Consider the following 12,530-nt stretch of genomic DNA (forward strand, 5'->3'; position numbering starts at 1 on the left):
CCTGTCATTGCAACCACCCGCATCGGCGATAGAGGCGCTGCTGAATGGCACCCATGCCGATCCGTTCTCGCTTTTGGGAACCCATGCGGGGCCGGTGGGCACCTTTGCCCGCGCGATCCTTCCGGGGGCGGAAAGGGCGAGCGCCTTCAGCCTGAAGGGCGGGTTTCTGGGCCATCTGGAACGGGTGGATGATCGCGGCCTGTTCGAAGGGCTGGTCAAGGGCAAGCCGCGCCCCGTCAAATACAAATGCACATCGGGCACGCACAGCTGGTGGGTGAGCGATGCCTATTCCTTTGGCCCGGTGCTGGGGCCGCTCGATGATCTGCTGATCGCGCAAGGCACGCATTTCCGCCTGTTCGACAAGATGGGCGCGCATCTGATCGAGCATGAGGGCGCGAGCGGTGTGCATTTTGCCGTCTGGGCGCCCAATGCCGCCCATGTCAGCGTGGTGGGCGATTTTAACGGCTGGGATGCCGCGCGCCACCAGATGCGCCGCCGCACCGATATTGGCGTGTGGGAGATTTTCGTCCCCGATATCGGCGAGTGGGAAGCCTACAAATACCGCATCATTGGCCCCGATGGCACGGTTCTGCCGTTGAAGGCCGATCCCTTTGCCTTTGCCAGCGAACTACGGCCCAAGACCGCCTCGCTCACCGCGCGGCCCGCAAAACCCGATTGGGGCGATGCCGCTCACCGGGCGCATTGGGCCAGCGTCGATCCCCGGCGCGAGGCGATTTCGATTTACGAAGTCCACCCCGGTTCATGGCAACGCGACGAAAACGGCTGGTTCCTGACCTGGGACGAAATGGCCGCACGGCTGATCCCCTATGCGGTGGAGATGGGATTTACCCATATCCAGTTTCTGCCCGTGTCCGAACATCCCTATGACCCCAGCTGGGGGTATCAGACCACCGGCCTGTATGCCCCGTCGGCCCGCTTTGGCGCCCCCGATGGCTTTGCCCGCTTTGTCGATGGGGCGCACCGGGCAGGGATTGGCGTGCTGATCGACTGGGTGCCCGCGCATTTCCCGGTGGACGAACACGGCCTTGCCCGGTTCGATGGCACGGCGCTGTATGAACATGAAGACCCGCGGCTGGGTTTCCACCCGGACTGGAACACCGCGATCTACAATTTCGGCCGGCGCGAGGTTGCGAGTTTTCTGGTCAACAATGCGTTGTTCTGGGCCGAACAATACCATGTCGACGGCCTGCGCGTGGATGCGGTCGCCTCGATGCTTTACCGCGATTACAGCCGCGCAGCAGACGAATGGATCCCCAACGAGGCGGGCGGGCGCGAGAACTGGGAAGCGGTGGATTTCCTGCGCGCGGTCAACCGCGCGGTCTATTCCAGCCATCCCGGTTTCCTGACCATTGCCGAGGAATCGACCGCCTGGCCAGGCGTAACTTTGCCCGCTTACGAGGACGGCCCGCGCGAAAGCCTTGGCTTCGGCTTCAAGTGGAACATGGGTTTCATGCACGACACGCTGAAATACATGGCGCGCGATCCCGTCCACCGGAAGTTTCACCACGACGACATCACCTTTGGCCTGATGTACGCCTTTGCCGAGAATTTCGTGCTGCCGCTGAGCCATGACGAGGTGGTGCATGGCAAAGGCAGCCTGCTCACCAAGATGAGCGGCGATGAATGGCAGAAATTCGCCAATCTGCGCAGCCTTTACGGCCTCATGTGGGGCTATCCCGGCAAGAAGCTGCTGTTCATGGGGCAGGAATTTGCGCAGAGCCGCGAATGGGCGGAGGACCGCGCCCTCGACTGGCACCATCTGGACGATCCCGCCCATGCCGGCGTGCGCGCATTGGTGCGCGATCTGAACCATGCCTACCGCCAATACCCCGCGCTCCACGCGCGCGACTGCGAGGGCGAGGGGTTCGAATGGCTGGTGGTGGATGATGCGGCGGCCAGCGTGTTTGCCTGGGTGCGACGCGCGCCCGGCCATCCGCCGGTGGTGGTGGTGAGCAACATGACGCCTGCGCTGCACTCGCATTACCGTCTGCGTTTGCCGATGGATGGCGTGTGGGCGGAAATCATCAATTCCGATGCCTCAATCTATGGCGGCAGCGGGCAGGGCAATCTGGGCGCGGTGACGGCGCATCACGGCGCGGCGGATGTAATTCTGCCGCCGCTTTCCACGCTGATGTTCGTGCATCAAGGTTGAGTTTGGGGCAGACTGAGAAAGATAAACAGGAGCGGGCCGAATGAGAGATTCCAGCACCCAGCCATTGGCGCGCGATGCCATGGCCTATGTCCTTGCCGGCGGGCGGGGCAGCAGGTTGAAGGAGCTGACCGACAACCGCGCCAAGCCCGCGGTCTATTTCGGCGGCGTGTCGCGCATCATCGACTTTGCCCTGTCCAACGCGATCAATTCAGGGATTCGCCGCATCGGCGTGGCAACGCAATACAAGGCGCACAGCCTGATCCGCCATATGCAGCGCGCGTGGAACTTCATGCGGCCTGAAAGGAACGAAAGCTTTGACATCCTGCCCGCCAGCCAGCGCGTGAGCGAAAGCCAGTGGTACGAAGGCACCGCCGATGCGGTGTTCCAGAATATCGACATTATCGCCGCGCACGCGCCCAAATACATGGTCATTCTGGCGGGCGACCATGTCTACAAGATGGATTACGAGCTGATGCTGCGCCAGCACGTGGACAGCGGCGCGGATGTGACGGTGGGCTGTCTGGTCGTGCCGCGCGCAGAGGCGACCGGCTTTGGCGTGATGCACGTGGATGAAAGCGATGCGATCACCGCTTTTGTCGAAAAGCCCGCCGATCCCCCCGGCATCCCCGATCAGCCCGACATGGCGCTGGCCAGCATGGGCATCTATGTGTTCGAGACCGCCTTCCTGTTCGACCAGTTGCGCCGCGATGCCGCCGATCCCGCATCGGGGCGCGATTTTGGCGGGGACATCATCCCCTACATCGTCAAGCACGGAAAGGCGCAGGCGCATCGCTTCACCGCCAGCTGCATCCGCGCGGCGGACGAGATCGAGGAATACTGGCGCGATGTCGGCACGCTGGACGCCTATTTCGAAGCCAATCTTGACCTCACCGATGTGGTGCCCAAGCTGAACCTGTATGACCGTGACTGGCCGATCTGGACTGACCAGATCGTGGCCGCGCCCGCCAAATTCGTGCATGACGAGGACGGGCGGCGCGGCCATGCCATATCCTCGCTCATTTCGCAGGATTGCATCGTATCGGGCGCTCTGGCGCGCAACAGCCTGCTGTTTACCGGCGTGAAAATGGGCAGCTATTCCAACGTGGAGCGCGGCGTGATCCTGCCCTATTGCAATATCGGGCGCGGCGCGCGGCTGACCAATGTCATTCTCGATAGCGGGGTGCGGATACCCGAAGGGCTGGTGGTGGGCGAAGACCCGGTGCTGGATGCGGCGCGCTTCCGGCGCACCGAAAAGGGCGTGTGCCTGATTACCAAGGACATGATTGCAAAGCTGGGGTGACCGGGTGGCCGCGTTGAAAGTCCTCTCCGTCGCCTCCGAAGCGGTGCCGCTCATCAAGACCGGCGGTCTTGCCGATGTGGTGGGCGCCTTGCCGGCCGCGCTGGCGGGGCAGGGGGTGGAGATGACCACGCTGCTGCCCGGTTTTCCGGCGGTGCTGGATGCGATCCGCAAGCCGCGCAAGGTGCCGGGTATCGAAAATCTGCTGGGCGAACCGGCGCGCATTCTGTCGGCCCGGCTGGACGATGGACGCCGCCTGCTGGTGCTTGATGCGCCCAATTATTTCGCGCGGGCAGGCGGCCCCTATGGCGACACAAACGGGGCAGACTGGCACGACAACTGGCGCCGCTTTGCCGCGCTGGGGCTGGCGGCGCAGGAAGTGTCGGCCAAGTTCGATCTGGTGCACGCGCATGATTGGCAGGCGGCGATGGCGCCCGTCTATATGCGCTATCGGGGCAGCCAGGCCGCGTCCGTTCTCACCATCCACAACATAGCGTTTCAAGGTTTTTTCGGCGGAGAGGTGTTCGCGCGCCTTGCCTTGCCCGATGCCGCGTGGAGCCTTGACGGGGTGGAGTTTCACGGCGGCGTCGGGATGCTGAAGGGCGGCATGGTCTGCGCCGATGCGATCACCACGGTCAGCCCCACCTATGCGCGCGAGATTCACACGGGCCGTTTCGGCATGGGGCTGGACGGCGTGGTGCGCGCGCGCAGCCATCTGGTGCATGGCATCCTCAACGGGATCGACCGCGCCGAATGGAACCCCGCCGTCGATCCGCATCTGGCCGCGCCCTTCGATGCCAAGCACCTTGCCCGCCGCAAGGCCAACAAGCGCGCGGTGGAGGCCGCTTTCGGGCTGGAGGAGGGCGAGGGGCCGCTGTTTGTCGTCATCAGCCGGTTGACCTGGCAAAAGGGCATTGATGTGCTGCTGGAAGTGATCGACCATCTGGTTGGCCTTGGCGGCAGGCTGGCACTGCTGGGCGCGGGCGACCTGGCGCTGGAGGCTGGGCTGGTTGAGGCGGCGCAGCGCCATCCGCAGCGTGTGGGGCTGAAATTCGGCTATGACGAGCCGCTGGCCCATCTGATGCAGGGCGGCGGCGATGCGATCCTGATCCCCAGCCGGTTCGAACCCTGCGGCCTCACGCAGCTTTACGGGCTTGCCTATGGCTGCGTCCCCATCGTCACCCGCACCGGCGGGCTGGCCGATACGGTGATCGATGCCAACCCCGCCGCTCTCGCTGCGCGCACCGCCACCGGCGTGGTGCTGAACGAGGCGAATTACGACGAACTCTCGCTCGCCATCACCCGCGCGATCCGGCTTTACGAGGACAAGGCCGGCTGGGCGCGCATCCAGAAAACCGGGATGGCGGCGGATTTCGGCTGGGACGCCAGCGCCGCGCAATATGCCGCGCTCTACCGGCAATTGGTGCGCGCGTGAATATCACCCCCGGCGTGACCGTCACGCCCGACGGCACGACCTTTGCCGTGCGCGCGCCGCAAGCCCGTGCGGTGGCGCTGGTGCTGGACGATGCGCCCATCGTGATGGAGCGGGCAGGTGATCTGTGGGTGGCACAGCTGCCGCGCGATTGCACCGGCGCACAATATGGCTACCGCGCCGATGGCGAATGGGCGCCGGAACGCGGGCTGTGGTTCGACCCGGCCAAATTGCTGGTCGATCCCTATGCGGTGGAACTGGACAGGCGGTTTCGCCAGCATCCCTCGCTTGGCCAATATGGCGCAGATACCGCGCCCATCGTGCCGCGCGCCCGCGTGACAGGGCCATTGCCTGAAGTCCCGCAGATGGCGCCTGTGTTTCAGCGCGGCGGCCTGATCTACGAAGTGAATGTGCGCGGTTTCACCATGCAGCATCCCGATGTGCCGAAAGCCATGCGCGGCACGGTGGCGGCGCTGGCGCATCCGGCGGTGATCGCTCATCTGAGGATGCTGCACGTCAGCGCGGTGGAATTGATGCCGATCGTGGCCTGGATTGACGAGCGGCATTTGCCGCCGCTGGGCCTTAGCAATGCCTGGGGTTACAACCCTGTGGCGATGATGGCGCTCGATCCGGGCCTTTGCCCCGGCGGCGTGGCCGAACTGCGCGGCGCGGTCGCTGCGCTGCACGAAGCAGGCATTGGGGTGATCCTCGACATCGTGCTCAACCACAGCGGTGAAAGCGATCGGCATGGCGGCGTGCTGTCCCTGCGCGGGCTGGATGACAGCCACTATGCCAAGGAACCGGACGGGCAATTGTGCAATGTCACCGGCTGCGGCAACACACTGGATTTCGGGCAGCCGCATATGCGCGCGCTGGCACTCGCTACCTTGCGCCATTTCGTGCGCCATGCCGGCGTGGACGGGTTCCGGTTCGACCTTGCCCCCGTGCTGGCCAGAGGATCAAACGAGGCACCGGATTTTGACCCCGCCGCGCCGATCTTTGCCGAGATCGCCGCCGATCCGCTGCTGGCCGACCGAGTGCTGATTGCCGAGCCATGGGATATCGGGCCCGGCGGCTATGCCCTGGGCCGGTTTCCTGACAACTGGCTCGAATGGAACGACCGTTTCCGCGACGATGTGCGCCGCTTCTGGCGCGGCGATGCGACCATCGGCACGCTGGCGACGCGGTTGGCGGGATCGTCCGATGTGTTCGGCACCGGGCCGAGCCGCAGCGTCAATTTCCTTGCCGCGCATGACGGTTTCACGCTCGCCGATTGCGTCACCTATGCGCACCGCCACAACCTTGCCAATGGCGAGGAGAACCGCGACGGGCACGGCGGCGAAGTCAGCTGGAACCACGGGGTCGAGGGGCCAGGCGATGATCCGCGCATCAAGGCCGCGCGCAAGGCCGATGTAGAGGCGATGCTGGGCACGCTGTTCGCCTCCACCGGCACACTGCTGCTGACAGCGGGGGACGAGTTTGGCCGCACGCAGGGCGGCAACAACAACGCCTATGCGCAGGACAATCCGACAAGCTGGCTCGATTGGGAAAACCGCGACCGCGAGTTGGAGGCCCATGTCGCGCGGCTGGCGGCGTGGCGGGCGGGCCGTCTGGAAGTGTTCCAGCGCTTTCCCGTTGACGGGCACTGGCGCGGGGCGGGAGGGGCGGAATTGACGGCGCAAGAGTGGCAATCAGGCGAAAGCCACGCGCTGTCCTTTCGTCTTGGATCGGTGCGGGTCAGCATTGACCGGAAAGCACGTGAAGTGCGGGTCCAGGGCTGAAGGCAAAAGGCAACTGCTACCCCGTCTTGCGCAGCCCCTTGCCCGCAATCCTTTCCAGCGCCTCGGCTTCGATCTGCCTGAGTTCCGCCATCGTTTCCTCCAGCGCGGCGCGTTGCTGCATCAGGCTGTCCAGCCTTTCGCGCACACGGGTCAGCAGATGCTCCATCTGTTCGCGGTGGCTGGGATCGGTATCGTACAGATCCAGAAACTCGCGAATTTCGCGGATGGTGAAGCCCAGCCGCTTGCCGCGCAGGATCAGCTGCATCCGCCCCACATCGCGGCGCGAGTAGATGCGCGTGCTGCCCACACGCTGCGGGCTGATCAGGCCGTTATCCTCGTAAAAGCGCAAGGTGCGCGGCGTTATGCCCAGTTCGCGCGCGACATCCTGAATGCCGCGATGGTCCCCGTTCCCCGTGATGATGCCCGCATCGGCAAGCGTGCCGGCATCCATCCCCCGATTGTCATCCACGTTTGATGCGCTCCTCTTCCACCAGTTCCTTCTTTGACAGCTTGCCGATCATCGTCTTGGGCAAGGTGTCGCGGATTTCGATTTCCACCGGCATTTCCAGCTTGTTTATCAGCGTGGCCAGATGCTCTGCCAGCGCGTCTGCCGTCAGCGTGGAGCCGGGAACCAGCGCCACGAACAGCTTGGGCACCTGGCCCAGATAATCGTCAGGGATGCCGATTGCGATCGCCTCTTTCACTTCCGGATGGTGATAGGCGGCATCCTCGATAACGCGGGGATAGACATTGTAACCTCCGCGCAGGATCAGATCCTTGATGCGGTCGACCAGGAACAGATAGCCGTCCTCGTCCAGAAAGCCGATATCGCCCGTGCGCAGCGCACCCTCGTAAAAGGTCGCTTCGGTTTCGGCAGGCTTCTGCCAGTATCCCTTCATCAGCTGCGGGCCGCGCGCCATGACTTCGCCGCGCTCGCCCTGCGGCATCAGCCGTGCCGGGTTTTCGGGATCGCGGATTTCGATGATCGTGCCGGGAAAAGCCGGGCCGCAGCTGTTGTCCTTCACCAGACCGAACAGCGGGTTGCAGGTGATGATGGGGCTGGCTTCGGACAGGCCATAGCCTTCGACCACGCGCGCGCCGGTGCGTTCCTCGAACGTCTGGCGGATTTCCAGCGGCAGCGGCGCGCCGCCCGAAATGCAGCAGATGACGCGGGAAAGATCAGGGATCTTGCTGTCGGGCAATTGGTTGATGGCGTTGAACATGGTGGGCACGCCGAAGAATTGTGTGGGCGGCTTGCGCCTGATGCTGGCCAGCAGCTTGTCCATTTCAAAACGCGGCAGCAGCACCAGCTCGGAACCGGTGTCGATCGAATAATTGAGCACGCAGGTCAGCGCAAAGACATGGAACATGGGCAGCACGCCCAACGTGCGCTGCTGCGTGGCCATGTAACCCCCTGCATGGGCGATCATCTGCGCGCTGTTGGCGGCAAGGCTGGCATGGGTCAGCATGGCACCCTTGGGCAGGCCGGTGGTGCCGCCGGTATATTGCAGCACCGCCACATCATCAGGCTGGCGCGCGACGGGCGCGGGATTGCCCGCATTGGCCAGCAGGTCAGTCAGTTCCAGATGCAGCGCCTTGTCGGTGATACGGATATGATCCGCGCGGCGCAGCAGGCGGAAACCGATATTGAGCGCGAAGGGCAGGATTTCCTTCATCCGGCACAGCAGCAGGCGTTCCACGCCCGACTGGCGGGCGACTTCCTGAAACTTCTCATGCACAAAGCGCACTTCGGGCACGGCGACCATGCGCACGCCGGCATCCTTCAGCAGATGTTCCAGCTCTGATGGGGTGTAAAGCGGGTTGAGGTTGACCACCACCAGCCCGGCTTTCAGCGCCGCGAAATACAGGACAATGTGATAGGGCGAATTGCCGGTGCACAGGCCAAAGCGGTCGCCCGGCTTCAGCCCGGCATCCTGCAGCCCGCGCGCTGCCCGATCCACCAGCGCGCCGATTTCGCGGTAAGTCCAGCAGCGCCCGAAATAATCGACCGCGATGCGATCGGGCCAATGCGTCACTGCTTTTTCGATCAGGTCGGTAAGCAGGCGCTTTGGGAAGACCTGCTGCCCGTCGGCATCGGCGTGATAGGGCAGCGGCGGGCCTTCCGCTGCCGGTATCAGCGTGTCAGGAGGCGATACCATCATGCCGCCAATCCTTTCCCGCCTTTCAGGCTGCCGCCCTTGCGCCGCAACGCTGTCATCTCTCCATCTCCCAACGTGGCTATCCGGGGTCTTTGCAGTGCCCCTTGGCGAATCGCATTCTGCACATTTTTTGGTTGACGCATAGGGAAATCGGTTCACCATTAGGGTATAGAAATGGCCGGGGTTGATTCCCGGCGCGATTTGGAGAGGCTGATCGATGCGCGACGTCGTCATTGCGGGCTATGCCCGGTCCCCGTTTCACCTTGCCGGCAAGGGCGCGCTGGCGCGTGTCCGCCCCGATGACATGGCCGCCGCCGTGGTGCGCGGCCTGGTCGATCGCACAGGCGTGAACCCCGCCGATATCGAGGACCTGCTGATGGGCTGCGCCTTCCCCGAAGGCGAGCAGGGCTTCAACATTGCGCGCCTTGTCGGGCTGCTGGCCGATTTGCCGCTCACCGTGGGCGGGATGACGATCAACCGCTTCTGCGGCTCGTCGATGAGCGGGATCCACTACGCCGCCGGGCAAATCCAACTGGGCGCGGGCGAGGTGTTCATCTGCGCCGGCGTCGAATCGATGAGCCGGGTGCCGATGATGGGCTTCAACCCCATGCCCAACCCCGCGCTGGCGAAGGCCAGTCAGGCCTATATCGGCATGGGTGACACGGCGGAAAATGTGGCGAAAGCCTATGGCCTGTCCCGTGCGGAGCAGGAGGAATTCGCCGTGCTGAGCCAGCAGAAGGCACGCGATGCGATTGCTGCGGGCAAGCTTGCGGACGAGATCGTGCCGGTGGCGGGCGTGGAGGCCGATGGCACCCCGCGCCCCGATACCACGGCCGAGGCGCTGGCGGGCCTGAAGCCTGCCTTCAGCGCCGATGGCACGGTAACCGCAGGCACATCCAGCCCGCTGACCGATGGTGCGGCGGCTGTGCTGGTGGCCAGCGCAGACTATGCCGCCAAGCACAATCTGCCGGTGCTGGCGCGCATCAGATCGGTCGCCATTTCGGGCTGCGCGCCCGAAATCATGGGCATTGGCCCCGTCGCATCCAGCCAGAAGGCGCTGGCCCGCGCGGGCATTACCGTGTCCGATCTGGACGTGGTGGAACTGAACGAAGCCTTTGCCAGCCAGTCCATCGCGGTGATCCGCGATCTGGGGCTCGACATGGCCACGGTGAATATTGACGGCGGCGCAATTGCCATCGGCCACCCGCTGGGCGCGACCGGCGCGCGCATCGTGGGCAAGGCGGCGGCGCTGCTGAAGCGCGAGGGCGGCAAATATGCGCTCGCCACGCAGTGCATTGGCGGGGGGCAGGGGATTGCCACCGTGCTGGAGGCGATCTGATGGCGCACGACAGTATCAAGAAGGTCTGCGTGATCGGCGCGGGCACGATGGGCGCTGGCATCGCGGCGCAGGTCGCCAATGCCGGCGTGCCCGTGCTGCTGCTCGACATCGTGCGCGATCCCGCAGATCGCAACAGCGTGGCGCGCGGCGCGGTGGAGCGGATGCTCAAGACCGATCCCGCCCCCTTCATGGGCAAGCGCGCGGCGAATCTGGTCGAAGTCGGCAATATCGAGGACGATCTGGCCAAGGTTGCGGATTGCGACTGGGTGGTGGAAGCCATCATTGAAAGGCTGGATCTGAAGCAGGATCTTTACGCAAAGCTGGACGCGGTGCGAAAGCCCGGCACGGCGGTATCCTCCAACACCTCTACCATCCCGCTGGCGCAGTTGACCCACGGGCGCAGCGATGCGTTCAAGCGCGATTTCCTGATCACGCATTTCTTCAATCCGCCGCGCTATATGCGGCTGATCGAAATTGTGGCCGGCCCGCACAGCGATGCCGCCACCGTTGCCCGGATACGCGATTTTACTGACCGCGTGTTGGGCAAGACGCCGGTCGATGCCGAGGACAGCCCCGGCTTCATCGCCAACCGCATCGGCACTTTCTGGATTCAGGCGGCGGTCAATGCCGCCTTCGACATGGGCGTTTCGGTGGAAATGGCCGATGCCATTGCAGGCAGGCCCATGGGCGTGCCCAAGACGGGCATTTTCGGGCTGATCGACCTGATCGGCCTCGACTTGATGCCCTATCTGCAAAAGAGCCTGACGAGCACCTTGCCGGCCAGCGATCCCTATCAGGCGATTGCCCGCAGCGAGCCCTTGATCGAAAAGCTGATTGCCGAAGGCTATACCGGCCGCAAGGGCAAGGGCGGCTTCTACCGCATCAACAAAGAAGGCGGCGGGAAGGTCAAGGAAGCGATCGACCTAGCGACCGGCGAATATGCGCCAGCTGGCCGCGCGCCCGAGATTTCCGGCCCGGCGGGCAAGGGCGATCTGGCTGCGCTGATCGCGGCAAAGGGCACGGTGGGCGCCTATGCCTGGGCGATCCTTGGCCCGACGCTGTCCTATGCTGCCTCCATCGTTCCCGAAGCCACCAAGACCATCGTCGGAGTCGATGACGCGATGAAGCTGGGCTATAACTGGAAGGCTGGCCCCTTCGAGATGATCGACAAGATCGGGCCTTCCGCCTTGCGCGCAAAGCTGGGCGAAAGCGGTCTGCCCGTGCCGCCGCTGCTGGAGGCGGTGGGGGATGGCACCTTCTACCGCGTGGAAGGCGGCAAGCGGCAGTTCTTCGGCACTGATGGCCAGTATCACGATGTGGTGCGGGCCGATGGCGTGCTGCTGCTGGCCGATATCAAGCTGGCGAGCCAGCCCATCCTCAAGAACGGTTCGGCTGCGCTGTGGGATGTGGGCGACGGGGTCGCCTGCCTTGAGTTTACCGGCAAGATGAACGCGCTCGACAACGAAGTGATGAAGCTGATCGGCGAGGCGATCCCGCTGGTGGCGGAGAAATTCAAGGCGCTGGTGATCTATAACGAAGGCACGCATTTTTCCGCGGGGGCCAATCTGGGCCTTGCCCTGTTTGCGGTGAACATTGCCGCCTGGGGCGAGATCGAGAAGCTGGTGAGCGGCGGGCAAGCGGCGTTCAAGGCGCTGAAATATGCCCCCTTCCCGGTGGTTGCCGCGCCTTCGGGCATGGCGCTGGGGGGAGGGTGCGAAACCGTGCTCAATTCCGACAGCGTGCAGGCCCATGCCGAAACCTATATCGGCCTTGTCGAAACCGGCGTGGGGCTGATCCCCGGCTGGGGCGGCTGCGGCGAGATGCTGGAGCGCTGGCGCGATATGCCCGGAATGCCCAAGGGGCCGATGCCGGCGGTATCCAAAGTGTTCGAAATCGTCTCCACCGCCACGGTGGCCAAATCGGCGGCAGAGGCGAAGGAGCTGGGTTTCCTGCGCGCTTCGGACGGCATCACCATGAACCGCGACCGGCTGCTGGCCGATGCCAAGGCACGCGCGCTGAAACTGGCCGAAGGCTATGCTCCGCCCGCGCCGCCCGAATTCCGCCTGCCCGGCCCCAGCGGCAAGACGGCGCTCGATCTGGCGGTGCAGAGCTTCCGCGCGCGCGGCATTGCCACGCCTTATGACGAAGTGGTCGCAGGCAAATTGGCGCGCGTGCTGACCGGCGGGGATACCGACCCGACCCAGACCGTTACCGAAGAGCAATTGCTGGCGCTGGAACTGGCCGAGTTCATGGAACTGGTGCACGAACCGCGCAGCATGGACCGGATCGAGCATATGCTGGCCACCGGCAAGCCCCTGAGAAACTAAGCGCGGAATTGAGAAGATAAGC

The 12,530-nt window shown here is 64.3% G+C and carries 8 protein-coding genes; 6 read left to right on the plus strand and 2 right to left on the minus strand.

Going from position 1 to position 12,530, the window contains the following annotated elements:
* The first annotated feature begins 7 nt into the window (after nt 1-7).
* The 4 genes from glgB to glgX are packed head-to-tail and all read left to right on the plus strand — an operon-like array spanning nt 8 to nt 6,683.
* Nucleotides 8-2,173, plus strand: coding sequence for a 1,4-alpha-glucan branching protein GlgB (glgB, locus tag WFP44_RS01460; RefSeq protein ID WP_336924558.1), 2,166 nt, complete (start codon nt 8-10; stop codon nt 2,171-2,173).
* A gap of 40 nt (nt 2,174-2,213) precedes the next feature.
* Complete coding sequence (glgC, locus tag WFP44_RS01465; protein ID WP_336924559.1) at nt 2,214-3,473, plus strand: glucose-1-phosphate adenylyltransferase; 1,260 nt, start codon at nt 2,214-2,216, stop codon at nt 3,471-3,473.
* Nucleotides 3,457-4,905 (plus strand): glycogen synthase GlgA, encoded by a 1,449-nt coding sequence (gene glgA / locus WFP44_RS01470; RefSeq protein ID WP_336924560.1) that lies wholly within the window; start codon nt 3,457-3,459, stop codon nt 4,903-4,905. Before glgC ends, glgA begins: the two co-directional genes overlap by 17 nt.
* Nucleotides 4,902-6,683: a glycogen debranching protein GlgX gene (gene glgX, locus WFP44_RS01475; RefSeq protein ID WP_336924561.1), complete on the plus strand. Its 1,782-nt coding sequence runs from the start codon at nt 4,902-4,904 to the stop codon at nt 6,681-6,683. Before glgA ends, glgX begins: the two co-directional genes overlap by 4 nt.
* Before the next feature lie 16 nt (nt 6,684-6,699).
* On the opposite strand, the gene WFP44_RS01480 is transcribed toward glgX, so the two are convergent.
* Together WFP44_RS01480 and WFP44_RS01485 are read right to left on the minus strand one after the other, a co-directional pair.
* Nucleotides 6,700-7,134 carry a MerR family transcriptional regulator gene (locus WFP44_RS01480; protein WP_336924680.1) on the minus strand — a complete coding sequence of 145 codons (435 nt, stop codon included), beginning with the start codon at nt 7,132-7,134 and terminating at the stop codon, nt 6,700-6,702.
* 10 nt (nt 7,135-7,144) lie between these two features.
* Entirely contained in the window at nt 7,145-8,845 is a 1,701-nt protein-coding gene (locus WFP44_RS01485) for a long-chain-fatty-acid--CoA ligase (RefSeq protein WP_336924562.1), read from the minus strand.
* Nucleotides 8,846-9,059: 214 nt separating this feature from the next.
* On the opposite strand from WFP44_RS01485, the gene WFP44_RS01490 reads away from it, so the two are divergent.
* On the plus strand, nt 9,060-10,181 hold the full coding sequence (locus tag WFP44_RS01490; RefSeq protein ID WP_336924563.1) for a thiolase family protein: 1,122 nt from the start codon (nt 9,060-9,062) through the stop codon (nt 10,179-10,181).
* A complete protein-coding gene (locus WFP44_RS01495; protein ID WP_336924564.1) occupies nt 10,181-12,508 on the plus strand; it encodes a 3-hydroxyacyl-CoA dehydrogenase/enoyl-CoA hydratase family protein in 2,328 nt (775 codons plus the stop codon). Before WFP44_RS01490 ends, WFP44_RS01495 begins: the two co-directional genes overlap by 1 nt.
* The last annotated feature ends 22 nt before the right edge of the window (nt 12,509-12,530 follow it).

The organism is Alteraurantiacibacter palmitatis, assembly GCF_037154115.1.
In the GTDB taxonomy this organism is placed as follows: Bacteria; Pseudomonadota; Alphaproteobacteria; order Sphingomonadales; family Sphingomonadaceae; genus Alteraurantiacibacter; species Alteraurantiacibacter palmitatis.

Excerpts from the sequence above, each read along its gene's own strand:
- glgC (WP_336924559.1), top strand. The coding sequence starts at position 2,214 with ATGAGAGATTCCAGCACCCAGCCATTGGCGCGCGATGCCATGGCCTAT.
- WFP44_RS01480 (WP_336924680.1), bottom strand. The coding sequence starts at position 7,134 with ATGGATGCCGGCACGCTTGCCGATGCGGGCATCATCACGGGGAACGGG.
- WFP44_RS01485 (WP_336924562.1), bottom strand. The coding sequence starts at position 8,845 with ATGATGGTATCGCCTCCTGACACGCTGATACCGGCAGCGGAAGGCCCG.
- WFP44_RS01490 (WP_336924563.1), top strand. The coding sequence starts at position 9,060 with ATGCGCGACGTCGTCATTGCGGGCTATGCCCGGTCCCCGTTTCACCTT.
- WFP44_RS01495 (WP_336924564.1), top strand. The coding sequence starts at position 10,181 with ATGGCGCACGACAGTATCAAGAAGGTCTGCGTGATCGGCGCGGGCACG.